General features: G+C 60.9%; 23 protein-coding genes. 5 read left to right on the plus strand and 18 right to left on the minus strand.

Annotated features, from left to right (window positions below; all coding sequences use genetic code 11):
• Positions 1–17: 17 nt before the first annotated feature.
• Both ASE80_RS02755 and ASE80_RS02760 read right to left on the minus strand, forming a co-directional pair.
• Positions 18–3083: an efflux RND transporter permease subunit gene (locus tag ASE80_RS02755; protein ID WP_056857554.1), complete on the minus strand. Its 3066-nt coding sequence runs from the start codon at positions 3081–3083 to the stop codon at positions 18–20.
• Between the two features lie 6 nt (positions 3084–3089).
• Positions 3090–4190: an efflux RND transporter periplasmic adaptor subunit gene (locus ASE80_RS02760; protein WP_056857555.1), complete on the minus strand. Its 1101-nt coding sequence runs from the start codon at positions 4188–4190 to the stop codon at positions 3090–3092.
• 93 nt (positions 4191–4283) lie between these two features.
• Between ASE80_RS02760 and ASE80_RS02765 the strand changes: the two genes are divergently transcribed.
• Positions 4284–4919, plus strand: coding sequence for a TetR/AcrR family transcriptional regulator (locus ASE80_RS02765; protein WP_017137119.1), 636 nt, complete (start codon positions 4284–4286; stop codon positions 4917–4919).
• Positions 4920–5041: 122 nt separating this feature from the next.
• On the opposite strand, the gene ASE80_RS02770 is transcribed toward ASE80_RS02765, so the two are convergent.
• Positions 5042–5824 (minus strand): class I SAM-dependent methyltransferase, encoded by a 783-nt coding sequence (locus ASE80_RS02770; RefSeq protein WP_056857556.1) that lies wholly within the window; start codon positions 5822–5824, stop codon positions 5042–5044.
• Between the two features lie 96 nt (positions 5825–5920).
• Here ASE80_RS02770 and ASE80_RS02775 point away from each other — a divergent pair, with 96 nt between their 5' ends.
• Positions 5921–6541, plus strand: coding sequence for a hypothetical protein (locus ASE80_RS02775; RefSeq protein WP_056857557.1), 621 nt, complete (start codon positions 5921–5923; stop codon positions 6539–6541).
• A gap of 1 nt (position 6542) precedes the next feature.
• Here the strand turns inward: ASE80_RS02775 and ASE80_RS02780 are convergent, their stop codons facing one another.
• The 6 genes from ASE80_RS02780 to ppc form a co-directional block, all read right to left on the minus strand.
• On the minus strand, positions 6543–7370 hold the full coding sequence (locus ASE80_RS02780) for an isocitrate lyase/PEP mutase family protein (RefSeq protein ID WP_056857558.1): 828 nt from the start codon (positions 7368–7370) through the stop codon (positions 6543–6545).
• Between the two features lie 27 nt (positions 7371–7397).
• Positions 7398–8258, minus strand: coding sequence for a DUF72 domain-containing protein (locus ASE80_RS02785; RefSeq protein WP_056857559.1), 861 nt, complete (start codon positions 8256–8258; stop codon positions 7398–7400).
• Positions 8258–8560, minus strand: a complete 303-nt coding sequence (locus tag ASE80_RS02790; protein ID WP_017137114.1) for a hypothetical protein — start codon at positions 8558–8560, stop codon at positions 8258–8260. The genes ASE80_RS02785 and ASE80_RS02790 overlap by 1 nt, the downstream gene beginning before the upstream one ends.
• Positions 8561–8720: 160 nt before the next feature.
• Positions 8721–9407: a tRNA (adenosine(37)-N6)-threonylcarbamoyltransferase complex dimerization subunit type 1 TsaB gene (gene tsaB / locus ASE80_RS02795; RefSeq protein WP_056857560.1), complete on the minus strand. Its 687-nt coding sequence runs from the start codon at positions 9405–9407 to the stop codon at positions 8721–8723.
• Positions 9408–9496: 89 nt separating this feature from the next.
• On the minus strand, positions 9497–10144 hold the full coding sequence (adk, locus tag ASE80_RS02800; RefSeq protein ID WP_056857561.1) for an adenylate kinase: 648 nt from the start codon (positions 10142–10144) through the stop codon (positions 9497–9499).
• A 280-nt stretch (positions 10145–10424) separates the two neighbouring features.
• Entirely contained in the window at positions 10425–13052 is a 2628-nt protein-coding gene (ppc, locus tag ASE80_RS02805) for a phosphoenolpyruvate carboxylase (RefSeq protein ID WP_056857562.1), read from the minus strand.
• 184 nt (positions 13053–13236) lie between these two features.
• Here ppc and ASE80_RS02810 point away from each other — a divergent pair, with 184 nt between their 5' ends.
• From ASE80_RS02810 to ASE80_RS02820, 3 genes are all read left to right on the plus strand, one after another.
• Positions 13237–13581: a hypothetical protein gene (locus ASE80_RS02810; RefSeq protein ID WP_056857563.1), complete on the plus strand. Its 345-nt coding sequence runs from the start codon at positions 13237–13239 to the stop codon at positions 13579–13581.
• A 273-nt stretch (positions 13582–13854) separates the two neighbouring features.
• Positions 13855–14280 carry a DUF4398 domain-containing protein gene (locus ASE80_RS02815; RefSeq protein ID WP_017137109.1) on the plus strand — a complete coding sequence of 142 codons (426 nt, stop codon included), beginning with the start codon at positions 13855–13857 and terminating at the stop codon, positions 14278–14280.
• 55 nt (positions 14281–14335) lie between these two features.
• On the plus strand, positions 14336–15121 hold the full coding sequence (locus ASE80_RS02820) for an OmpA family protein (RefSeq protein WP_056857564.1): 786 nt from the start codon (positions 14336–14338) through the stop codon (positions 15119–15121).
• A 50-nt stretch (positions 15122–15171) separates the two neighbouring features.
• On the opposite strand, the gene ASE80_RS02825 is transcribed toward ASE80_RS02820, so the two are convergent.
• The 9 genes from ASE80_RS02825 to ASE80_RS02870 all read right to left on the minus strand — a co-directional run bounded on the left by ASE80_RS02825 (position 15172) and on the right by ASE80_RS02870 (position 23466).
• Positions 15172–15345: a hypothetical protein gene (locus ASE80_RS02825; RefSeq protein ID WP_156376406.1), complete on the minus strand. Its 174-nt coding sequence runs from the start codon at positions 15343–15345 to the stop codon at positions 15172–15174.
• Between the two features lie 100 nt (positions 15346–15445).
• Positions 15446–15772: a hypothetical protein gene (locus ASE80_RS02830; RefSeq protein WP_056857566.1), complete on the minus strand. Its 327-nt coding sequence runs from the start codon at positions 15770–15772 to the stop codon at positions 15446–15448.
• On the minus strand, positions 15769–16674 hold the full coding sequence (locus tag ASE80_RS02835) for an alpha/beta hydrolase (RefSeq protein ID WP_056857567.1): 906 nt from the start codon (positions 16672–16674) through the stop codon (positions 15769–15771). The genes ASE80_RS02830 and ASE80_RS02835 overlap by 4 nt, the downstream gene beginning before the upstream one ends.
• 144 nt (positions 16675–16818) lie before the next feature.
• Entirely contained in the window at positions 16819–18096 is a 1278-nt protein-coding gene (locus ASE80_RS02840; protein ID WP_017137104.1) for a flavohemoglobin expression-modulating QEGLA motif protein, read from the minus strand.
• Positions 18097–18117: 21 nt separating this feature from the next.
• Positions 18118–18678, minus strand: coding sequence for a hypothetical protein (locus tag ASE80_RS02845; RefSeq protein WP_056857568.1), 561 nt, complete (start codon positions 18676–18678; stop codon positions 18118–18120).
• 57 nt (positions 18679–18735) lie between these two features.
• Positions 18736–19452: a TetR/AcrR family transcriptional regulator gene (locus ASE80_RS02850; protein WP_026013712.1), complete on the minus strand. Its 717-nt coding sequence runs from the start codon at positions 19450–19452 to the stop codon at positions 18736–18738.
• A 96-nt stretch (positions 19453–19548) separates the two neighbouring features.
• The gene (gene lysS / locus ASE80_RS02855) at positions 19549–21051 is read right to left on the minus strand and encodes a lysine--tRNA ligase (RefSeq protein WP_017137101.1); all 1503 of its coding nucleotides are present in this window, start codon (positions 21049–21051) and stop codon (positions 19549–19551) included.
• An 83-nt stretch (positions 21052–21134) separates the two neighbouring features.
• A protein-coding gene (gene prfB / locus ASE80_RS02860; RefSeq protein ID WP_096236834.1) for a peptide chain release factor 2 occupies positions 21135–22230 on the minus strand; the annotation gives its coding sequence in 2 pieces (ribosomal slippage) (positions 21135–22157 and positions 22159–22230; 1095 coding nt in all).
• Between the two features lie 234 nt (positions 22231–22464).
• Entirely contained in the window at positions 22465–23466 is a 1002-nt protein-coding gene (locus tag ASE80_RS02870) for a response regulator (RefSeq protein WP_056857569.1), read from the minus strand.
• Positions 23467–23511 lie beyond the last annotated feature (45 nt).

The following is a 23511-nucleotide window of genomic DNA, read 5'->3' on the forward strand; positions in this document are numbered from 1 at the left end:
AACAGTAGACACCATGATTACACGACGCCCTTCCTCACTCGAAACCACGCAGCATACAGGGCCGGCAAGAACAATAACGTCAACGCCGTCGCCACAATCAACCCGCCCATGATTGCCACCGCCATCGGCCCGAAGAACACGCTGCGCGACAGTGGAATCATCGCCAATACCGCCGCAAGCGCCGTCAGCACAATCGGGCGGAAGCGTCGGACGGTGGCTTCGATGATGGCTTGCCAGGGCGTGAGCCCGGCCTTGATGTCTTGTTCGATCTGGTCCACCAGGATCACCGAGTTACGCATGATCATGCCCGACAGCGCGATGGTGCCGAGCATGGCGACAAAGCCGAAGGGCTGGCGGAACACCAGCAGGAACAAGGTCACACCGATCAAGCCCAGCGGCGCCGTCAGAAACACCATCGCTGTGCGTGAGAAACTGCGCAGTTGCACCATCAGCAAGGTCAGCACCACCACGATAAACAGCGGCACGCCGGCCTTGACCGAGTTCTGGCCACGGGCCGAGTCCTCGACGGTGCCGCCCACTTCGAGCAGGTAACCGTCCGGCAGTTCGGCGCGCACATCTTCCAGGGTCGGCAGGATCTGCTGGACCAGGGTCGCCGGCTGTTCCTTGCCGTAGATGTCGGCACGCACGGTCACCGTCGGCAGGCGATTGCGGTGCCAGATGATGCCTTCTTCAAAGCCATACTCAAGGGTCGCAATCTGCGACAGCGCTACGCTTTTGCCATTGTCGGTCGGCACCGCCAGGCTCGGCAGCAGCGACAGTTCGGTACGCTCATGCACGGTGCCGCGCAGCAGGATCTCGATCAACTCATTGTCCTCGCGGTACTGGCTGACGGTGGAGCCGGTCAAGGAGCTTTGCAGGAACTTCGACAGGTTGGCAGTGCTGACGCCCAGCGCACGGGCACGGTCCTGGTCGATATTCAGGTAGACGATCTTGCTCGGCTCTTCCCAGTCCAGGTGCACGTTGACCACGTGGGTATTTTCGCGAACCTTGGTCGCGACCTTGCGCGCCAGGGCTCGGACTTCTTCGATGTGCTCGCCGGTCACGCGAAACTGCAGCGGGTAGCCCACGGGCGGGCCGTTTTCCAGGCGCGTGACGCGTGAACGCAGGTCGGGGAATTGTTCGTTAAGGGTCTCGATCAGCCAGGTGCGCAGGCTCTCGCGTTCTTCAATGGTGTTGGCCAGCACCACAAATTGCGCAAAACTGGCGGCCGGCAGTTGCTGGTCCAGCGGCAGATAGAAACGCGGCGAACCGGTGCCCACATAGGCCACATAGTTGTCGATGCCGGCATGTTCCTTGAGCAAGGCTTCCAGGTGCTTGACCTGGTCGGCGGTGTTGCTCAGCGAGGCACCTTCAGCCAGTTTCAGGTCGACCATCAGCTCCAGGCGACCGGAGGCCGGAAAGAACTGCTGAGGCACAAAACGGAACAGCGCCACCGAGCCGATAAACAACAACAAGGTCAAAACGATCACGGTTTTGCGCCGACGCACACACCATTCGACCAAGCGTCTTACACGCTGATAGAAAGGCGTGCCGTAGGGATCCGGCCCATCCGTGCCGTGCTTGGCCGCATGAATCTTCGCCAGGTCCGGCAGGAGTTTTTCCCCCAGGTACGGCACAAATACCACCGCCGCGACCCACGAGGCCAGCAGGGCAATGGTCACCACCTGGAAAATCGAACGGGTGTATTCGCCGGTGCTCGATTGCGCAGTGGCAATCGGCAGGAAACCTGCGGCGGTGATCAATGTGCCGGTGAGCATCGGGAACGCGGTGCTGGTCCAGGCAAAACTGGCGGCCTTGAGCCGGTCGTAGCCCTGTTCCATTTTGATCGCCATCATTTCCACGGCGATGATTGCATCGTCCACCAGCAAGCCCAGGGCCAACACCAAGGCACCGAGGGAGATTTTATGCAGGCCGATGCCCAGGTAATACATGGTCGCAAAGGTCATCGCCAACACCAGCGGAATCGCCAGGGCCACCACCATGCCGGTGCGTACGCCAAGGGAGAAGAAGCTCACCAGCAGCACGATAGCCAAGGCTTCAGCCAGTACCTGGACGAATTCGCCGACACTGGTTTTCACCGCCGCCGGTTGGTCCGAGACCTTGCGCAGCTCCATGCCTGCCGGAAGGTTCTTCTGCAGGCGTGCGAATTCGCCTTCGAGCGCTTTGCCCAGTACCAGAATATCGCCGCCGTCACGCATCGCCACGGCCAGGCCGATGGCATCCGCGCCCATGTAGCGCATGCGCGGCGCCGGTGGGTCGTTGAAGCCGCGATGGATTTCAGCCACGTCACCGATGCGCAAAGTGCGGTCACCGACGCGGATCGGGAAGTTACGGATCTCATCAACCGTTTTGAAGTTACCCGAGACGCGCAGTTGCACGCGTTCCGTCGGGGTTTCAAAGAATCCGGCGGTGGAGACGGCGTTCTGTTCTTGCAGTGCCTGCTGCACCGCAGCCAATGGCAGGCCGAGGGTGGCGAGCTTGAGGTTGGACAGCTCGATCCAGATCTTCTCGTCCTGCAGGCCCAGCAACTCGACCTTGCCCACATCCGGCACGCGTTGCAGCTGAATCTGGATACGGTCGGCGTAGTCCTTGAGCACCGCATAGTCGAAACCGTCACCGGTCAGGGCGTAGATATTGCCGAACGTGGTGCCGAATTCATCGTTGAAAAACGGCCCCTGGATATCCGGCGGCAAGGTCTGGCGAATATCGCTGATCTTCTTGCGCACCTGGTACCACAGCTCCGGGATTTGCGCCGAGTGCATCGAATCGCGGGCTATGAAGGTAACCTGGGATTCACCGGGCCGCGAGAACGAGACAATGCGCTCGTACTCGCCCGTTTCCATCAGCTTTTTCTCGATGCGTTCAGTGACCTGCCGCGAGACTTCCTGGGCCGTGGCGCCCGGCCAGTTGGTCTTGATGACCATGGCCTTGAAGGTAAACGGCGGGTCTTCACTTTGCCCCAGCTTGGTGTAGGACAAGGTGCCGACCACGGCCAGCAGGATCATCAGGAACAGTACGATCTGGCGATTACGCAACGCCCATTCGGAAAGATTGAAACCCATCGGGGACTACTCCTTGGCCGCCAGATTCACAACGCGGTTGGCGCGATCCACCGGGCGCACTTGCTGGCCCTCATGCAGCACATGCACACCCGCCGCGATCACCCAATCGCTGGGGGCCAGGCCTTCGAGCACCGGCACGGTTTTTTCACCGAAAGCGCCGATGCGCACCGGGGTTCGTTTGAGGGTGTTGTCCGGCTGTACCCGCCAGACGTAGGACGAACCGTTCTCCGCACTCAGGGCCGACAGCGGCACGGACAGTGGGACGACGCCATCGGCCTGGATAAAGACGCGAGCGCTCTGGCCCAGATCGGCGGGGACTTTGCCGCCGGTGAAGGCGACGCGCGCAGCGAAGGTGCGGGATTTGGGGTCGGCGGCCGGTGAGAGTTCACGAATGCGCCCGGCGAAACGCTGGTCGGGCTGGCTCCACAATTCCACCGACACCGGCTGGCCGATCTTGAAGCGGCCAAAACCTTGCTCGGGCAGGCTGATCGACACTTCGCGCTCGCCATCGGTGGCCAGGGTAAACACCGTTTGGCCAGCGGACACCACTTGGCCAACTTCCACCGCTCGCTTGGCGACCACGCCATCTTGAGGCGCGCGCAACACGGCGTAGCCGGCCTGGTTGCTCGATACGTCGAACTCGGCCTTGATCTGCTTAAGACGCGCAACACCTGCTCGGTAGAGGTTTTCGGAATTGTCGTACTGCGAGCGGCTGACCATCTGACGGTCCATCAGGGTCTTGTAGCGGTCGCGTTCGGCGCGCACCAGGCTCAGGTTGGCTTCGGCGGCGGCAACCTGTGCGCGGGTGGCTTCCAGTTGCAGGCGCACGTCCTGGGGGTCGAGCTCTGCCAATGGCTGGTTGGCCTTGACCCGCTCGCCCTCCTCCACCAGGCGCTTACTGACTTTGCCGCCGATGCGAAAGGCCAGGTCCGGCTCATAACGGGCGCGTACTTCCCCCGGAAAACTGTCCATCGCCAGTGCCGAAGGCTGCGGTTGCACCACCATGGCCGGGCGGATGGTGGTTTGGGCCGCTTCTTCATGGCCGCAGGCGGCCAACAGGAAGATCAGGCTGACAGGCAACGCAAGGGGCAGGAAAGTACTGCGCATGCTGAAGGACCTTTCGCAAATGGAGCTAGGAATAATTATACTGGCCGGTATGTTATTAATACCAAACTCACCAGTCCAGTATTAAAGGTGAAAATGTCCGACAATCCTGTAAACACCAATAGCCCCGGGCGTCCCAAGGACATGGCAAAACGCCAGGCAATCCTCGAAGCAGCGAAGATCCTGTTTTTGAGCAATGGCTACGCCAGCACCAGCATGGATGCCGTGGCCCTTGAGGCCGGCGTGTCAAAACTGACGGTCTACAGCCACTTCACCGATAAAGAGACCTTGTTCACCGCCGCCGTCGTGGCCAAGTGCGAGGAACAGTTGCCGGTGATGTATTTCGAGTTGCCCGAGGGCATGCCGGTGCACACCGTGCTGCTGAACATCGCGCGCGGCTTTCATCGGCTGATCAACAGCGAAGAATCGGTGAACCTGCACCGCCTGATGATGACCACCGGCAACCAGGACGTGAAACTCTCGCAGATCTTCTTTGAAGCCGGGCCGATGCGCATGCTGCAAGGCATGGAACGGTTGCTCAGCCGTATCGACCAGAGTGGCGCCTTGAGCATCGACAAACCGTTTACGGCGGCCGAGCACTTCTTTTGCCTGCTCAAGGGCACGGCGAATTTCTGCTTGTTGTATGGCTGTGGCGGGCAGTTGAGTGAAGAAGCCGCCGAAGCGCATGTGCAGGAGGTGGTAGGGTTGTTTATGCGGGCGTATCGGCCTTGAACGGATGTGTTGCCTGATCGGGCGCTATCGCAGGCAAGCCAGCTCCCACCTTTGACTGTGTTTGCAAATCAAAAGGTGGGAGCTGGCTTGCCTGCGATGAGGCCCGAAAGAGCAACAATGATTCAGGACTTGAGCGCTTTCTTTGGATAGATGTCATACCGGCTGGACTTGCCATCCAACGCATGGCTCGGTTTCGGCCCGTCAATGCACGGCGCCTTGCGCGGGCGCTTGACCACCACGCGGTGGCTGGCCAGGGCCAGGGCCGCAGCGAGTAAGGCTGGAGCATCCGGATCATCGCCCACCAATGGGCGGAACAGGCGCATTTCCTTCTTCACCAGCGCCGTTTTCTCACGGTGCGGGAACATCGGGTCCAGGTAGATCACCTGCGGCGGCTCGCCCTGCCAGTTGCGCATCACCTCGATCGAGTTGCTCTTGAGCAACTGCATGCGCGCCACAATCGGCGCCACTTCAAAGTCATCTGCGCCGCGGGCCAGGCCGTCTTCGAGCAAGGCGCCGATCAACGGCTGCCGCTCGATCAGGCTCATCTCGCAGCCAAGGCTGGCGAGCACGAACGCGTCCTTGCCCAAGCCGGCCGTGGCGTCGAGCACCCGTGGGCGCACGCCTTGGGCCACGCCGACCGCCTTGGCGATCATCTGCCCGCTCCCACCGCCGTATAACCGCCGATGCGCCGCGCCGCCTTCGACAAAATCCACGCGTACCGGCCCCGGCGCGTCAGGCCCGAGCTGTTGCAATTGCAGGCCGTGTTCCCCGACTTGCAGGGAAAAGTCCGCCTCATCCAACTGCAAAGGCAGGCCAAGCTGGGCGGCCCAGTGCTCGGCACGGGCCTTGAAACCGTCGGCCAAAGCCTCGACCCGAATGCGGCTGGCCGCTGGTTGTTCGCTCATCAATCGCTACGCTCAAAAATATTAAGGATCGGCAAACGACGGCCGATAAAAACAACAGTCAGGTATTTTGCCAGAGCTGAGCGTCGACCGAGAAAAATGTCAGACATTCTTCCCCTAACCATCGGTGTACTGCCGACCCACAACCACTACGGCCTGCGCAATACTCAAGCGCTGGCCGGGGTGAGCCATGTGTGGCAGGACTTCTTCGCCCGTGCGTTGGCCGAGCAGCTTGGCGATACGCCGGGCGCGCTGGCGGCCAAAGCCCCGGCGCCGAGGGACCCGGCGGTAGAACCCAGCGAAGGCGCCGACCTGTTGTCGCAGATCCTCACCCAGCGTGAGTGCGACGTGCACGACACCGAAATCGCCCCGCCGGAGCCGTTGTTCCTGCCCATCGCCGAATTTGACACCGAGCTGCTGCCGCCGCCTGCCACGCCGTTCCCGGCAGAAGAAATCATCGCCCAGCAGCGCCAGCAAAACTTCGAAAGCGGCTGGGTCCGCCCGATTGTGCTCAATGCCGGCAACCCGCCGCCTGAGCCTGGCCCAGCGCCGCAGCCCCAGCCGTTGCACCTGCCGATTGCCGAATTCGAACTGGACCTGCTGCCACCGCCCGCCACGCCTTACCCGGCCGAAGAGCTGGTGGCGCAACAGAAGGCGCTGGACTTCGATTATCACTGGGCGCGCCCGCTGATCCTCAACAACCTGCGCCTGGCGGCCTGATTCAGCCTTTGAAAAAACCGTTGGCCTGGCTGAACGGCATCTTGCGTTCAGTGAAGGCAAAGGTGCCCAGTTCATACACCTCCTGCGCCGCCCGATAGAACTCGCCATACGCCGCCAGCGCCATGGCCGAGCCGACGCTGATACGGCGCACGCCCATCTCGCTCAACTGCGCCACACTCAGGTTCAAGCCGCCGGACATCAGCACATTCACGGGTTTGGGCGCCACCGCCTTGACCACTGCGAGCACTTCTTCGGCACTGCGCAGGGCGGGGGCGTAGAGCACGTCTGCACCGGCTTCGGCGTAGGCTTGCAGGCGGCGGATGGTGTCAGGCAAATCCAGGCGACCATGCAGGAGGTTTTCCGCACGGGCGGTGAGCGTGAAGGCAAATGGCAAGCTGCGGGCAGCGGCGACGGCGGCTTCCACGCGCTCCACCGACAGGTCAAACGGATAGATCGGGTCGACCGCGATGCCCGTGGCGTCTTCGATAGAGCCACCCACAATGCCGCTGGCCGCGGCGCGCAGGATGGTCTGGGCGCAGCCTTCGGGGGTGTCGCTGAAGCCGTTTTCCAGATCAGCCGCTACCGGCAGCGCAGTGGCCTGCACAATCGCCGAGGCATTGACCAAGGTGTCTTCAAGGGATAATGCGCCTTCCGCATCCGGGCGCCCGAGGCTGAACGCATAGCCCGCACTGGTGGTGGCCAACGCTTCGAAACCCAGGCTGGCGAGCATGATGGCGGAGCCGGCGTCCCACGGGTTGGGCATCACGAACGCGCGATCACGCTCATGCAAGGCCTTGAAGGTTTCGGCACGAAGGGTTTGGGCATCCATGGCTGACTCCTGTCGGAAAAAGGAGCCCTAGAGTAACCCCAGTTGCTCCGCTGCGGGTTCCCGATACAAGGTCGGCAGCGCCGGCAAACCCGGCAAGCGCAGCATCAACTGTTGGTGAAAACGCAGCGCCAGTTGCGCGGCGAGGCGGTTATCCGAGGTGTGCAGGAACACATAAGGCGTGCGCCCCTCTTCGATCCAGCCAGCAATTTTTTCCACCCACGGAATCAGGAAGGGGTCATTGGCCTCCAGTTCCGGATGACCGATAAAGCGCACCTGGGGAAACTGAGTCAACGCCGCCGGCCGTGTTGGCACCTTGGGCTTTTTCGATTGGGCGTGCAACACGGCCGCAGAGGTTGAAGTGCAACTGAACAGCGCCCGCGGATCCAGGCAAATACGCTCGACGCCACGGTCGCGCAACAGGCGGTTGAGCCTGCGCTCGGCATCGCCCTTGGCGAAGAACTCCGGGTGGCGCACTTCCACGGCCAGCGGGCGCTCCAGGCCGTCAATAAAACCTGCCAGTTCGCCCAGGCGTTGCGGCGAAAAGCTCGCTGACAATTGCAACCACAGTGGCGAAACCCGTTCACCCAAAGGGCTCATCAAGCCGACAAAGCTTTCTGCTGCCGGCAATTGCTCGCGCAGGTCGCCGCCGTGGCTGATGTCTCCGGGGAATTTGGCGGTGAAGCGAAAATCCTCAGGCATGATTTCAGCCCAGCGCTGCACCGTGGCGGCCGAGGGGCGGGCATAAAAGGTGGTATTGCCTTCGACGGCGTTGAAGACCTGGGAATACAAAGCGAGGTAGTCGCCGGAACGGGCATCGGCCGGGTACAGGTACTCGCGCCAGGCGTTTTCACTCCAGGACGGGCAGCCGATGTAGTAAGGCAGGCGCATCAGATGTGGATGTCGAGACCCAGCACTTCCATATCCCATTCGACAAAGCCGGCAGTGGTCAGGTAGCTGGCCAGCGCGGTGGCGACGCTTTTGCTCATGGAACGGGGGAAGACCATGTCTTGCTGACGGGCAGGAAGGCCACTGATGCGTGCAGCGCCAGAACCTTGGGCACTGGGTTGCGACTCTGACTGAACCTCGATGAAGTCCGGCGAATCTTCGACGGACTCGTCTACCGTGACGTTCGCCTTGCGCGGCTTACGCTTGAGTGGGTAGGACTGTGAGGAAAAGCCGTCTATACGCATACATGCAGACTCGGTATCAATGATGGCAATTTAGCGGCACTTTCCGTAGCGCGCAAATGCTCTGGTGATAACTAGAACACATAATTTGTAAAAGGTTTACAAACCGGGGCAAATTCTGACGATTGGGGATTTTTGCGTCAAAATGCCAGCATTTTTGACGTCAAATAATCCCGCGTTCAGCCTTGGTTTGCGCAACTTTATCGCGCAGATAAACCGGTGCAGCCTGGTCGGCCACAATCGCTTCACCGCGCTCGAAAGCGAAACGTGCAAGGGTCAGCAAGTCTTCGGCGTGGGGCAACATGGCAGCGTCCTGCCCCGCCAACTGCACAGGGATGCGCTCGCCATAACCCCAGCCAGTGCCGGCACCGAACCAATCGCCGCTGGCATCAGCAGGCAACTCCGATGATTGCGGAGCCTGTACGGCTTCCACGCCCACCAGACGCATTTCGCCAGCAGTTTCGCGGTAGCAGCCCCAATACACTTCATCCATGCGCGCATCAATCGCCGCCGCCACCTGCGTCGCGCCGTGTTCACGCAACGCCCGCTGGGCCAATACCGCGAGGTTGGACACCGGCAGTACCGGGCGCTCCAGCGCAAAGGCCAGGCCCTGCACCACACCGATGGCGATACGCACCCCCGTAAAGGCGCCTGGGCCACGGCCAAAAGCAATCGCGTCCACGGCCGACAGCGTGGTGCCCGCCTCTTCCAGCAGTTGCTTGATCATTGGCAACAGCTTCTGCGCATGCAGACGCGGGATCACCTCGTAGTGGCTCGTTACCTTGCCATCGTGCAGCAAGGCGACGGAGCAAGCTTCAGTCGCGGTGTCCAGGGCCAGCAGGGTGCTCATCGGTGTAGGTGTCCAAGTCGAAAAAAGTGCGCCAGTATAAACAACAACGGCCCGCAAGCGGGCCGTTGTACGCAAAGCCGATCGAAGGATCAGCTCAGTGCTTCAAGCACCTTGGCAGTGATGGACTCTACCGAACCCACGCCAGGGATGTGGCTGTACTTCGGCTTGCCTTGGGCAGCCGAAAGCTTCTGGTAGAAATCCACCAGCGGCTTGGTCTGTGAATGATAGACCGACAGGCGATGACGCACGGTTTCTTCGGTGTCGTCCTTGCGCTGCACCAGGTCTTCCCCGGTCACGTCGTCTTTGCCTTCAACCTTTGGCGGGTTGTAGACGATGTGGTACACGCGGCCCGAGCCTTCGTGAACGCGACGGCCCGCAATACGCTGAACGATTTCTTCGTCTTCAACTGCGATTTCAACCACGGCATCCAGCTCGACGCCGGCTTTCACCAAGGCTTCCGCTTGGGGAATGGTGCGCGGGAAACCGTCGAACAGGAAACCGTTCTTGCAGTCTTCCTGGCTGATGCGTTCCTTGACCAGGTTGATGATCAGGTCATCGGAAACCAGGCCGCCGCTGTCCATCACGCTCTTGGCGATCAGGCCCAGCTCGGTGCCGGCCTTGACGGCAGCACGCAGCATGTCGCCGGTGGAGATTTGTGGAATGCCGAATTTTTCAGTGATGAACTTTGCCTGAGTACCTTTACCGGCCCCGGGAGCTCCCAGCAGAATGACGCGCATCGATGTGCTCCTCAATTTTTTATAGAGATGACGCTCGGATTCGCCGCGTGGGGCCAATCTCGTAAAAATGTGGGTCCTGGCCGATCAAACGGCCAAAGGCTGATCAAGATACACAGCGGGCTCTATCCATACAAGCCGCCAAAAGTCGCAAGAACCGCGCCCGGCATGCAGTCATAGGTAGGGTGTGCCTGAGTGCAACCCCGCCCCATAAACGCCGACCGCCCGTTTCCGGGCGGCCGTCGTTGTTTATCCGCAAGCCTTTGAGAACACGCAGAAAACCTCAGCCAGTGTTGCGCAAACCGGCGGCAATACCGGCCACAGACACCAGCAGCGCCTGTTCCAGAGGGCTGTCCTGCGCCGCCTCTTGCTGGCGCGAGCGCGCGAGTAATTCGGCCTGCAACAGGTGCAGCGGGTCGAGGTAAGTGTTGCGCAGGCGAATGAACTCAAGCGTGTCCGGGCTATGGGCCAGCAGTTGCGACTGGCCGGTCAGGCCAAGCACCACGTTGCATGCCTGCGACAATAGGTCGCGTAAGTGCGCACCCAATGGCAGCAGGTCCGGCTGCACCAAACGCTCGTCATACAGCCGTGCGATGTCGGCATCGGCCTTGGCCAGCACCATCTCCAGCATATCGATACGGGTGCGGAAGAACGGCCATTGCTCGCGCATCTGCCCCAGCAACTCGCCTTCGCCACGCTCCAGCGCCTTGCTTAATGCCGCTTCCCAGCCTAGCCAGGCGGGCAGCATCAGGCGGGTTTGGGTCCAGCCGAAGATCCATGGAATCGCGCGCAGGCTCTCGATACCGCCCGCACGACGCTTGGCCGGGCGACTGCCCAATGGCAAGCGGCCCAGCTCCTGCTCGGGCGTGGACTGGCGGAAGTATTCGACGAACTGCGGATTTTCCCGCACCACGGCGCGGTAAGCACTGACACCGTCTGCCGCCAATTCATCCATCAGATGGCGCCAGGCCGGCTCAGGCGGCGGCGGTGGCAGCAACGTGGCTTCCAGCACGGCCGCCAGATAAAGGTTGAGGTTCTGCTCGGCAATGTCCGGCAGGCCGAACTTGAAGCGGATCATCTCGCCTTGTTCGGTCGTACGGAAACGCCCCGCCACCGAGCCTGGCGGCTGCGACAGGATCGCCGCATGCGCCGGGCCGCCGCCACGGCCAACGGTGCCGCCGCGACCGTGGAACAACAGCAACTCCACCTGTTGTTCGCGGCAGATATCCACCAGCCGTTCCTGCGCGCGGTACTGTGCCCAAGCGGCCGCCGTGGTGCCGGCGTCCTTGGCCGAGTCCGAATAGCCGATCATCACTTCCTGCGGGCCTTGCAAGCGCGCGCGATAACCCGGCAATTGCAGCAGGCGCTCCATCACCGGCCCGGCGTTATCCAGGTCGGCCAGGGTTTCAAACAGTGGCACCACGCGCATCGGCCGTTGCACACCCGACTCTTTAAGCAGCAGTTGCACGGCCAGCACGTCCGACGCGGCACCCGCCATGGAGATCACATAAGAACCGAGCGATGCAGCCGGTGCGGCGGCGATTTCCTTGCAGGTGTTCAACACTTCGGCGGTGTCTGCCGACGGCTTGAAATAACCTGGCAGCAGCGGCCGGCGATTGGTCAGTTCTTTGCTCAGGAAGCTGATCCGTGCTTCTTCGTCCCAGTCTTCATAACGGCCCAGGCCCAGGTAATCGGTGATTTCGGTCATGGCCGCCGAGTGCCGGCTGGAATCCTGACGCACATCCAGGCGCACCAGGAACAAGCCGAAGGTCACGGCGCGGCGCAAGCAATCGAGCAACGGGCCATCGGCGATCACGCCCATGCCGCACTCATGCAGCGACTGATAGCACAGCTCCAGCGGGTCAAGCAGGTCGCGGTTGTTTTGCAGCACCTCGGCTGGCGCCGGCGTGCTGGCCGTGAGCGCGGTATGCGCCCATTGGCGCGTGGCGCGCAGGCGTTCGCGCAGTTGCTTGAGCAAGGCACGGTAAGGTTCGACGCTATCCCCAACCTTGGCCTGCAACGCGGGGCTGGCCTGTTGCATCGACAGCTCGGACGCCAAGTGATCGACATCGCGCAAATACAAGTCCGCCGCCATCCAGCGCGCCAGCAGCAACACTTCGCGGGTGACCGGCGCGGTGACATTGGGGTTGCCGTCACGGTCGCCGCCCATCCACGAGGCAAAGCGAATCGGCGCCGCCTCAAGTGGCAGGCGCAGGCCGGTGGCGGCGTGCAAAGCCTGGTCGGCCTTGCGCAAATAATTGGGAATGGCGTGCCACAGCGAATGCTCGATCACCGCAAAGCCCCACTTGGCTTCGTCCACGGGCGTGGGCCGGATGCGGCGGATCTCTTCGGTGTGCCAGGCTTCGGCGATCAGCCGCTGCAAGCGTTGGCGAATCTGCTCGCGCTCGGCGCCGGTGAGGTCGCGGTGATCCTGCAACGCCAGTTGTGCGGCAATCGCATCGTATTTCTGGATCAGGGTGCGACGCGCCACTTCGGTCGGGTGGGCGGTGAGCACCAGCTCGATCTCCAGGCGCGCCAGCTGGCGGGCCAGGGACTCATTGCTGTGCCCTTCGCTTTGCAGGCGGGCCAGCAACTCCGGTAACACGCGGGACTCGAAGGGCGCAGGCTGCGATTCATCGCGCCGATGAATCAATTGGTACTGCTCGGCGATGTTGGCCAGGTTGAGGAACTGATTGAACGCGCGTGCCACGGGCAGCAGTTCGTCTTCCTGCAACTGATTGAGGCGGGTGCTCAACTCATCGCCGGCACCGCGTCTGTCAGCCTTGGCGCCTTTACGGATCTGCTCGATCTTGTCGAGAAAAGCATCGCCGTACTGCTCTCGAATGGTGTTGCCCAGCAGCTCACCCAGCAGGTGAACATCCTCACGCAAGCGTGCATCGATATCACTCATCAACCAATCTCCAGCCAGAAATCCGGGACGCGCAGGCCTTCCAGAGTGCCGCCCGCGTCAGTTTCTGACAAGACACTTTAAACCTTGCGACTTGCAGCTAGTCTCAACAGTGAGTCGTCGCGTTACCCGCGCAGGCGGCTGGACACCCATCACCGCCTGCCATCGCGGGCTTATTGAGGTTGCCATGAAAATTCGAGAACTGGCCCAGCACTGGGAAGAGAACGCCAAGGGTCGCCTGACCAAAACCGAGTACGCGATCCACTTGGACGTCGAGTCGGCTGCGCGCCTGGCTGCTATCGCCGAGATGTACCCCAAGCGCAGCACCGAAGAATTGCTCGGCGAGCTGATCGGCGCGGCCCTTGAAGAGCTGGAAGCGAGCTTCCCCTATATCAAGGGCCAGCATGTGGTCGCCACCGATGAAGAGGGTGACCCTTTGTATGAGGACGTCGGCCCTACACCGCGCTTTCTGACCTTGTCACGCCGCTATCTGCATGATTTGTCTGCCGCCGCCGACAAACAGCAACACTGATAAACATTCGATAAACCCCGGTATTCCGGGCCTCACAGAGGCTCGGCGTACCGCTGCGCAACGTAAAAGTTCAAACTTTTAAACGCTGACCAAACAGTCAGATATTTTTTTAGGCAAATCGCCATCTCCGCTGAACTTTTGAAAAAAGGCTCCGGTCACAACCAGTAAGCCATCACTTGGAACGGCCGTTTGAAAAGGGCATTTGGTGCTTTACCGCCGGGCCTGCAACCGCCAACCAATGAAGTGGATTTTGATTTTTTCAGGAGTTATCCAATGGAGTTGAAGACGATGAAGACCAGCACTGCCAAATCCTCGTTTAACCATCTGCGCGGGCTGAAATTGGCCGCGCTGGCAATCGGCACCAGCTTCGTTCTGGCGGGCTGCGCCGGCAACCCGCCGACCGAGCAATACGCCGTGACCCAGTCCGCCGTAAACAGCGCAGTCAGCGCCGGCGGCACCGAGTACGCAGCGGTAGAAATGAAGTCGGCTCAGGACAAGCTCAAAGCTGCTGAACTGGCCATGCATGACAAGAACTACGACAAAGCGCGTCAACTGGCTGAACAAGCCGAGTGGGATGCCCGTGTCGCAGAGCGCAAAGCCCAGGCTGCCAAGGCTGACCAGGCTGTGAAGGATTCCCAGAAAGCTGTGCAGGAACTGCGTCAGGAAGGCATGCGCCCGGCTGTGATCAAACAGCAATAAGCCGCCGCCACTGATTGCATTGCACCCGATATCGAATTGAAAGGACGACACGACTATGCGTAAACAATTGATGATCCCTGCCCTGCTGGCGATGAGCGTTGCTCTGGCGGCCTGCTCCACCCCACCGAACCAGAACCTGGAAAACGCGCGGACCAACTTCTCGGCCCTGCAATCCAACCCGCAAGCCACCAAGGTAGCGGCGCTGGAAACCAAGGACGCGCAGGATTGGCTGGACAAGGCTGACAAGGCCTACCGCGACAAGGAAGACGAGAAGAAGGTCGACCAACTGGCCTACCTGACCAACCAGCGCGTTGAAGTGGCCAAAGACACCATTTCGCTGCGTGAGTCCGAAGCCAAGCTGAAAAACGCCGGTGACGAACGTGCCAAGGCGCTGCTGCAAGCCCGTGATGCACAGATCAAGCAACTGCAAGACAGCTTGAACGCCAAGCAGACTGATCGCGGCACCCTGGTGACTTTCGGTGACGTACTGTTCGCCACCAACAAGTCCGACCTGAAATCCAGCGGCCTGGTGAACATCACCAAACTGGCTCAGTTCCTGCGCGACAACCCGGACCGTAAAGTGATCGTCGAAGGCTACACCGACAGCACCGGTTCCGACTCGTACAACCAGAGCCTGTCCGAGCGTCGCGCAGCTTCCGTGCAACGTGCACTGGCTCAACAAGGCGTGGATATCTCGCGCATCGTGACCCAGGGTTACGGCAAGGAATACCCGGTTGCCGACAACGGCAGCGTTTCGGGCCGCGCCATGAACCGCCGCGTTGAAGTAACCATTTCCAACGACAACCAGCCAGTCAAGCCACGCTCTTCCGTTGCTAACTGATTGATTGACGCAGGATGAAAAAACCACCGGAAACGGTGGTTTTTTTTGCTTCAGAATTGGATCTGACGATTGCTGTCGTCGCCGCCCGCCAGCTCGAACTCCGTGCGCCGCCGGGTTTCGTCCTGCTCCTTTTGGGAAGGCTCGGCGTCCCACGCGCTGAGCTCATCCAGGCTTTGCTGCGCCCGGAGCATATCCATCATCCTGTCTATCGCACCAATTTTCACCGTGACTCTCCCTTGACTGGCCATTCATAAGTTATCCATCAGCAACGCTGACAAGCCCTTAAGTGGCGTCTTACGGAATACGGTTCCAGATATTTCAATATCACTCCTGAAGCTGCGGCGTTTCCTGGCCCATGCAACGCACGGCTTGTTTCTTGTTGTTCACCAGCACGCCGCTCAAGCCTTTTTGCTCGGTATCGAACATCACCAATACGCCATCAATGCATTGCGCGACTTGTGCGGCCGGGGTCAGCGAGACCTTGTAGTCCTCGCCCGGCACGGTCTTGAGCAGGGTGAAGTCACTGAGCAACAAGGCGTCCTCCGGCTTGGCGAAGTGCAGGTAGCCGTAGTACCACAGGCAGCCGACGGTACCGATGATGGTGCCGATGCCGGTGAGGATCAGCGGGATCATGTTGCGTTCTTCGCTCATTGCGGGCTCTCTGATGAATCAACTTTAGGAATAGGGTAATTCGGAATTTCGCCCAGGCGGCGCAGGCCATTGTAGTGCTGCGGGTCGTCCAGATAGCGCAGCATCACGGTTTGCCAGGTTTTGTCGGCAAAGGTCTGCACATGGCCGCCACGGGTCAACTGCAACACCCGCGGTGGCGGCGCGGCCTGATACAGGCGAATGCCGTTGGCCACCGGCACGATCGGGTCATCCAGGCTGTGGAACAGCAGCTTGGGCACGCCGGTAAGCTGGGGCATGGCATTGATCGCACTGTCGGCGTCGGGCACCAGCCACGACAGCGGCACCTGAAACGGCCATGTTAACCAGGAGGTGCTGAGGGCGAATTGTCCTACGTCACGATAACTGGCGGGCACGCCGTCCAGCACCAGCGCCTTGAGCTGGGTTTGACGCTGCGGGTGTGCCGCCAGGTAATGCACCGCCAGCGCCCCACCCAGGCTCTGGCCCAACACGATCAGCGGCTGGCCCTGGGTTTCAGGGGCCTTGTCGATCCAGCCAAACGCGGCATCGATGTCCCGATACACCGCCGGCAAGGACGGCTTGCCCTCAGACAGGCCATAACCGCGATAGTCCAGCAACAGCACTTGATAGCCCTGCTCAGGCAACCACCAACTGCCACCCAGGTGCCAGGCCAGGTTGCCGCCGTTGCCGTGCAGGTGCAGCACCGTGCCTTTGAGCGGCACACCGGGTTTGGCCGGCAGCCACCAGGCATGGAGCCTTACCCCATCGGCGGTGGTGAGGGTGACGTCGCGGTATTGCAGGTGGGCTTTTTCCGGCGTGAACGGCAGGCCGGGTTCAGGGTAGAACAGCAGTGAGCTGCAGCCGCTTAATGTGAGTAGCAGGCAAAGAATGCCGAGGATTCTCATCCGTTGAAGCCTCCAGATGCTCGTTCCCACGCTCTGCGTGGGAATGCATAAACAGGACGCTCTGCGTCCGCTTTTGTGACGCAGAGCGTCACCTGCTGCATTCCCACGCGGAGCGTGGGAACGATCAATCAAACGATCAAATCCCTAGAGGATATTCGAGTAATCCGCCTCGATCCGGTCCAGGCTCAGGTGGTTGAGGAAGTTGGAGAAGCACATCCACGCCGCCAGTGCGTTCATGTCGCGGAACTGTTCGGGCAAGTACTTGGGCGGCACCACCAGGCCTTCGTCGACCAGTTGGCGCAAGGTGCGCATGTCTTCCAGGGTGGTCTTGCCGCAGAACAGCAGCGGCACTTGCTCCAGTTTGCCTTTGCGCACGGCCAACTGGATGTAGTTGTAGACCATGATAAAGCCCTTGAGATAGGACAAATCCTTGGTAAACGGCAGGCCCGTCGGCGTCGAACCTCGGAACACGCGGCTGGCGTTGCCGTAGCTTTCGGCCATTTCAAAGCCTTGCTCGCGGAAGAACTCGAACACCTGCAGGAAGTCGGCGCCCTCCTCGACCATATGGATGGCGCGGGTGCGGTTGGTCAGTTTGCGCAGGCGGCTGGGGTAGGAGGCAAAGGTGATGATCTCCATCAGAATCGCCAGGCCTTCCTGGGTCACCGTGGACGAGGGCGGCCCTTTGGACAGGAAGGTGCAGATCGGCTGGTTCTGGCCATTGAGCGTGGTGCCGACGTGCACCAGGCCTTCGTGCACTTCCAGCGCGCGCACATCGCGCTCGTTGAACATCGCGTCGGCGCGGATCTTGATGTAGTCGGCGCCCGCCGCCGCGTCGGCCACGATCCCGTCGGACTCGAACACGCGGATGGTCTCTTCGGCCTCACCAAACACCTTGTTCAAACGGGTTTGCAGCAAGGCCACCGCATGCTTGGCCGTGAGCGTCTTGGCTTCGTCCTTGAGGTCGCCCCGCCCGTCGATCTGGTTCAGGTAATCGGACATCATCAGGCCCAGGTCGGCCAGCGTCGGGTCACCGGCGTGGAACGCGTCCGAGGCGGCGCCGTAGAGTTCCTGGGAAATCAGGCCGAAGTCCTCGGTACCCCGCGCTTCAAGCATGCGCACCACCATGCGGTACTCGCGACACATGCGGCGCATGATCTGCCCCACCGGGCTGAACTGGCCGAGACGGCGGGTGATGTCGCGCTCGATGTTCTGGAACTCCAGCTTCACCGCGCTGGAGTCGAACGACAGCGGCCGGCCCAGGTAGTAATCGCGGTCCACGGCCGGCATGGCCTTGCCCTTGGCCTTGAGAAAGCCCTGGCGAATGTTCTCGTCCCACTTCACGGCGTCGAGGACGCGAATCGGTGTTTGTGCCAGCACAATGCGATCGGACAAGGTGCGTATCGTCTGCTGGTAATCGTCCACCCGGTGCTTCCTCTTTAAACGTTATTTGCCCGCGCGCCGGTAGCGCACGGCTTCAACGAACACATCGGCATTGGCCGGGTCATCCAGGTAGGCAAATACCTGGTCCATCGGGCTGTCGACCCGCACGCCGTCACCCTCGACGGTTTGCACGGTGCTGCCGTGCAAGGCGTTTTGACCTATGGCTTGATGGATCTGCTCAAGGTCGAGGTTGTAGACCACCAATTCACGCGTTTTGTCGCCCTCGCCTTCAAAGTCGAAGCCGGCCAGGAAGTAATTGCCACCGAAGGCCGCCGGCAGCGGCGCCGACAGGTACCAGCGGTTGCCATGGCGCGACACCGTAAACAGGTATTCATCGCGCTGGCCCGGTTTGGCTTTAGGGTAGCTTACGGCCTTGTAATGCTGCTGATCGACACGGGTGATCTGCAGATTCAACGGTTCGCCCCAGGCGTTTTTACTCGACCAGCGGCCGAGCAAGGCGTCGGGCGCGGCTTCACGGGCCGGCAGCGGGTCCTTGAAGGTGACCAGGCAACCGCCGAGCAGCAGGAACGACAAGGCGATTGCAATGACACGCCAGGCTTTCATTGGGCACCCCATCAAGTGTGGGAGCTGGCTCCCACATAAAGCAGATTGCGCACGGGGCTAGACCGAGGCCAACACCAAATGCATGTAACGCTTGAGAATCTCAAGCATCTCTTCACCCGTCAGAGGCTCAGGGCCGCCGAGCAGGCCCTGATATTCCATCCGACCGATTATCGCCGTCAACACTCTGGCATCCTGTTGCGGCTCGCGGGAACCCAATACCTGGAAAAACTGCCCGGTGCCCTGCAACAGAATCTGCTGGTGCGAGCGCACCAGCTCAGCCAGGCGCGGGTTAAGCAAGGCTTCCTGGCGAAAGGCCTGTTCGGCCATCAAGTGTTCGCGGCGATTGGTCAGTTGGCGCATCACGTAGTCGGCGGTCAGCCGTGCAATGTCATCGGCCAGTTGTGAGCGTGACTGCGGGCTGCCATCGCCATAGGCGACCATCTCGCGCAGCAGGCCTTCATTGCGCACCCACAGCTTGCCCATGAAGGCAGCGCTGCGCTCCACGTATTGGGCGAAGGTATCGGTGAGCAGGTCATCAATGTCCTTGAAGTAATAGGTGGTGGCCGACAACGGCACGCCGGCCTCTGCTGCCACCGCGCGATGGCGCACACCGCGTACCCCATCACGCACGACGATGCGCATGGCCGCATCGAGAATGTCTTGCCGGCGTTGCTCGCTGCCTCGACGGCTGGCCTTGCGGCCCTGGTACTGGACACTATCAGCCACGGCAGCAGCAATGCCGGCGGCGCCTTCTTGAGCCATTACGCGGTTCACGACAGATCTTCCTTTAAAGGGCGCCGTTCTGTTGACGGCTGAATTCGCCACACAAAAAAGCCGCCTTATAAAAGGCGGCTTCGGATTTCGCTACGGTTACGCTTGTGGCCGCATGTGCGGGAACAAGATCACATCGCGGATCGACGGCGAGTTGGTCAACAACATCACCAACCGGTCGATGCCGATACCTTCACCGGCGGTTGGCGGCATGCCGTATTCCAGGGCACGCACGAAGTCGGCGTCGTAGTGCATCGCCTCGTCGTCGCCGGCGTCCTTGTCGGCCACCTGGGCCATGAAGCGCTCGGCCTGGTCTTCTGCGTCGTTAAGCTCGGAGTAGGCGTTGGCGATTTCGCGGCCGCCGATAAACAACTCGAAACGGTCGGTGACGTTCGGGTTGTCATCGTTGCGACGGGCCAGCGGCGATACTTCGAACGGGTACTGGGTAATGAAGTGCGGCTGTTCCAGCTTGTGCTCCACCAATTCTTCGAAAATCATCACCTGCAATTTGCCCAGGCCTTCGAAGCCCAGCACCTTGGCGCCGGCTTTCTTGGCGATGGCTCGGGCCTTGTCGATGTCGGTCAGGTCGTCAGCGGTCAACTCAGGGTTGTACTTGAGGATCGAGTCGAACACCGAAAGACGCACGAACGGTTCGCCGAAGTGGAACACCTTGTCGCCGTACGGCACGTCAGTGCTGCCCAGCACCAGCTGCGCCAGCTCGCGGAACAGTTCTTCGGTGAGGTCCATGTTGTCTTCGTAGTCGGCGTAGGCCTGATAGAACTCCAACATGGTGAATTCCGGGTTGTGCCGGGTCGAGACACCTTCGTTACGGAAGTTGCGGTTGATCTCGAACACCTTCTCGAAGCCGCCGACCACCAGGCGCTTGAGGTACAGCTCCGGCGCGATACGCAGGAACATTTCCAGGTCCAGCGCGTTGTGGTGGGTTTCGAATGGTTTGGCTGCGGCACCACCGGGGATGGTTTGCAGCATCGGCGTTTCCACTTCGAGGAAGTCACGCGCCATCAGGAAGCTGCGGATGTGCGCAATCACTTGCGAACGCACGCGGAAGGTCTGGCGCACGTCTTCGTTGACGATCAGGTCAACGTAGCGCTGACGATAGCGCTGCTCGGTGTCGGTCAGGCCGTGGTGCTTGTCCGGCAGCGGGCGCAGCGACTTGGTCAGCAGGCGCACGCTGGTCATTTCAACGTACAGGTCGCCCTTGCCGGAACGCGCCAGGGTGCCTTCGGCCGCAATGATGTCGCCCATGTCCCAGGTTTTCACCGAGGCCAGGGTTTCTTCAGGCAGGGTTTTACGGTTGACGTACACCTGAATGCGACCGGTCATGTCCTGGATCACCATGAACGAGCCACGGTTAAGCATGATGCGACCCGCCACCTTGACCGGGATTGCAGCCTCGGCCAACTCTTCCTTGGTCTTGTCCGCGTACTGCTTCTGCAAGGCATCGCAGTAGTTGTCACGGCGGAAGTCGTTCGGGAAGGCATTGCCCTTGGCGCGCTCGGCAGCAAGCTTTTCCTTGCGCAGGGCGATCAGGGAGTTTTCTTCCTGTTGCAGGGCTTGCGGGTCGAGTTGTTGGTCGCTCATGTCTTTAAATTTTCCATCACAGGTTCGTTGCCCCCAGGCCTTCGACCTGGGGATCGCGGGCAAGCCCGCTCCCACAGAGGGTGTTACAAGCCGGATTTCAGGCTGGCTTCCAGGTATTCGTCGATATCACCGTCGAGCACCTTGTCGCAGTCGCTGCGTTCGATGTTAGTGCGCAGATCCTTGATCCGCGACGCGTCAAGCACATACGAACGGATCTGGTGGCCCCAGCCGATATCCGACTTGGTGTCTTCCAGCGCCTGGGAAGCCGCGTTGCGCTTCTGCATTTCCTGCTCGTACAACTTGGCCCGCAGCATTTTCATGGCGGTGTCCTTGTTGGCGTGCTGGGAACGTTCGTTCTGGCAGCTGACCACGGTGTTGGTCGGTACGTGGGTGATACGTACGGCCGAGTCGGTGGTGTTTACGTGCTGGCCACCGGCACCGGAGGAGCGGTAGGTGTCGATGCGCAGGTCGGCCGGGTTGATCTCGATTTCCACCTTGTCGTCGATCTCTGGCGAGACGAAAACGGCGGAGAACGAGGTATGGCGACGGTTGCCGGAGTCGAACGGGCTCTTGCGCACCAGGCGGTGTACGCCGATCTCGGTCCGCAACCAGCCAAAGGCGTATTCGCCCTTGATGTGCACGGTCGCGCCTTTGATACCGGCGACTTCACCGGCCGACAGTTCCATGATGGTGGCGTCGAAACCGCGTTTATCCGCCCAGCGCAGGTACATGCGCAGCAGGATGTTGGCCCAGTCCTGGGCCTCGGTGCCGCCGGAACCGGCCTGGATGTCCAGGTAGGCGTTGTTCGGGTCCATTTCGTGGCTGAACATGCGGCGGAATTCAAGCTTGGCGAGGTTTTCCTCGAGACGGGCCAGCTCGGCGACGACATCGCCCACTGCGCCTTCGTCGTTTTCTTCGACGGCCATGTCCAGCAGGTCGCGGCAATCGCCCAGACCGGTGTTCAACTCGTCGAGGGTGTCGACGATCTGCGCCAGCGCAGCGCGCTCGCGGCCCAGTTCCTGGGCGTATTCAGGTTTGTTCCAGACAGCCGGATCTTCAAGCTCGCGATTGACTTCGGTCAGACGCTCATGCTTTTGATCGTAGTCAAAGATACCCCCGAATAGTTTCGGAGCGCTCGGACAGGTCCTTGATGGTGTTAAGGATCGGGTTGATTTCCATGGCGGGCAGCACTCGTTGGCGAACTTTTGAAAGCCGACGAGTATAACGACAAACCGGGGCAAACGGCAGCCCGCTTGGCGAAAAGGCGGGGTTTGTACACAACTTCCAGGAGAACAGAGATCAACTGTGGGAGCTGGCTTGCCTGCGATAGCGGTGTATCAGGTACGGATGTGGTCACTGACAGGCCGCTATCGCAGTCAAGCCAGCTCCCACAAGGGTTCGGCGCTGTTCTGCCTACTCGATACCCACCTGATTACGCCCATTATGCTTGGCCGTGTACAACCCCTTGTCCGCCGCCATGATCAACTGCCGGCAATCCGTGCCCTGCACCGGCGTCATGGTCGACAGGCCGATGCTGATAGTCAGGCTCGCCCCTTCTGCCGGGGCAATGTGCGGGATCTTCAGTCCGGCAACCGCCATGCGCAGTTTCTCGGCCACCAGGCGCGCGCCGCCCGGCGAGGTATTGGGCAATACCAGCGCAAACTCTTCACCGCCGTAACGCGCCGGCAAGTCCGAAGGCCGGCTACTGGCCTCACGGATGCTCGCGGCGACTTTGCGCAGGGCTTCATCCCCTTCCACGTGGCCAAAGCTGTCGTTGTAGGTCTTGAAGAAGTCCACGTCGATCATCAATAACGACAGCTGGGTCTGGTCACGCATGGCACGGCGCCATTCCAGCTCCAGGTATTCGTCAAAATGGCGGCGGTTGGACAGCCCGGTGAGACCATCGGAGTTCATCAGCCGTTGCAGCACCAGGTTGGTGTCCAGCAACTGCTGCTGGCTCACCCGCAGCGCGCGGTACGCCGCATCCCGTTGCAATAACGTCATGTACGAGCGTGAGTGATAGCGAATGCGCGCCACCAGCTCGATGTTATCCGGCAGCTTGACCAGGTAATCATTGGCCCCGGCCGAAAACGCCGCGCTCTTGATCAGCGGGTCTTCCTTGGTCGAAAGCACGATGATCGGGATATTCGCCGTGGCCGGGTGGTTGCGGTATTCGCGCACCAGTGTCAGGCCATCAAGGCCGGGCATCACCAGGTCTTGCAGGATCACCGTCGGTTTGATGCGGATCGCCTGGGCGATCGCCTGATGCGGGTCGGCGCAAAAGTGAAAATCGATGTTTTCTTCGTGGGCCAGGCCACGCCGCACGGCTTCGCCGATCATGGCCTGGTCGTCGACCAGCAACACCATGGCAGCGTTTTCGTCGGTCTTGATGTCGTCGATCTGTAAATCATTCATGTGCAGTCACCTGAATTACTGTCCTGCAAGCCGGCACCGCGAGAG

The organism is Pseudomonas sp. Leaf15 (assembly GCF_001421425.1).
GTDB lineage: Bacteria > Pseudomonadota > Gammaproteobacteria > Pseudomonadales > Pseudomonadaceae > Aquipseudomonas > Aquipseudomonas salomonii.

Excerpts from the sequence above, each read along its gene's own strand:
- ASE80_RS02755 (WP_056857554.1), bottom strand. The coding sequence starts at position 3,083 with ATGGGTTTCAATCTTTCCGAATGGGCGTTGCGTAATCGCCAGATCGTA.
- ASE80_RS02760 (WP_056857555.1), bottom strand. The coding sequence starts at position 4,190 with ATGCGCAGTACTTTCCTGCCCCTTGCGTTGCCTGTCAGCCTGATCTTC.
- ASE80_RS02765 (WP_017137119.1), top strand. The coding sequence starts at position 4,284 with ATGTCCGACAATCCTGTAAACACCAATAGCCCCGGGCGTCCCAAGGAC.
- ASE80_RS02770 (WP_056857556.1), bottom strand. The coding sequence starts at position 5,824 with ATGAGCGAACAACCAGCGGCCAGCCGCATTCGGGTCGAGGCTTTGGCC.
- ASE80_RS02775 (WP_056857557.1), top strand. The coding sequence starts at position 5,921 with ATGTCAGACATTCTTCCCCTAACCATCGGTGTACTGCCGACCCACAAC.
- ASE80_RS02780 (WP_056857558.1), bottom strand. The coding sequence starts at position 7,370 with ATGGATGCCCAAACCCTTCGTGCCGAAACCTTCAAGGCCTTGCATGAG.
- ASE80_RS02785 (WP_056857559.1), bottom strand. The coding sequence starts at position 8,258 with ATGCGCCTGCCTTACTACATCGGCTGCCCGTCCTGGAGTGAAAACGCC.
- ASE80_RS02790 (WP_017137114.1), bottom strand. The coding sequence starts at position 8,560 with ATGCGTATAGACGGCTTTTCCTCACAGTCCTACCCACTCAAGCGTAAG.
- tsaB (WP_056857560.1), bottom strand. The coding sequence starts at position 9,407 with ATGAGCACCCTGCTGGCCCTGGACACCGCGACTGAAGCTTGCTCCGTC.
- adk (WP_056857561.1), bottom strand. The coding sequence starts at position 10,144 with ATGCGCGTCATTCTGCTGGGAGCTCCCGGGGCCGGTAAAGGTACTCAG.
- ppc (WP_056857562.1), bottom strand. The coding sequence starts at position 13,052 with ATGAGTGATATCGATGCACGCTTGCGTGAGGATGTTCACCTGCTGGGT.
- ASE80_RS02810 (WP_056857563.1), top strand. The coding sequence starts at position 13,237 with ATGAAAATTCGAGAACTGGCCCAGCACTGGGAAGAGAACGCCAAGGGT.
- ASE80_RS02815 (WP_017137109.1), top strand. The coding sequence starts at position 13,855 with ATGGAGTTGAAGACGATGAAGACCAGCACTGCCAAATCCTCGTTTAAC.
- ASE80_RS02820 (WP_056857564.1), top strand. The coding sequence starts at position 14,336 with ATGCGTAAACAATTGATGATCCCTGCCCTGCTGGCGATGAGCGTTGCT.
- ASE80_RS02830 (WP_056857566.1), bottom strand. The coding sequence starts at position 15,772 with ATGAGCGAAGAACGCAACATGATCCCGCTGATCCTCACCGGCATCGGC.
- ASE80_RS02835 (WP_056857567.1), bottom strand. The coding sequence starts at position 16,674 with ATGAGAATCCTCGGCATTCTTTGCCTGCTACTCACATTAAGCGGCTGC.
- ASE80_RS02845 (WP_056857568.1), bottom strand. The coding sequence starts at position 18,678 with ATGAAAGCCTGGCGTGTCATTGCAATCGCCTTGTCGTTCCTGCTGCTC.
- lysS (WP_017137101.1), bottom strand. The coding sequence starts at position 21,051 with ATGAGCGACCAACAACTCGACCCGCAAGCCCTGCAACAGGAAGAAAAC.
- ASE80_RS02870 (WP_056857569.1), bottom strand. The coding sequence starts at position 23,466 with ATGAATGATTTACAGATCGACGACATCAAGACCGACGAAAACGCTGCC.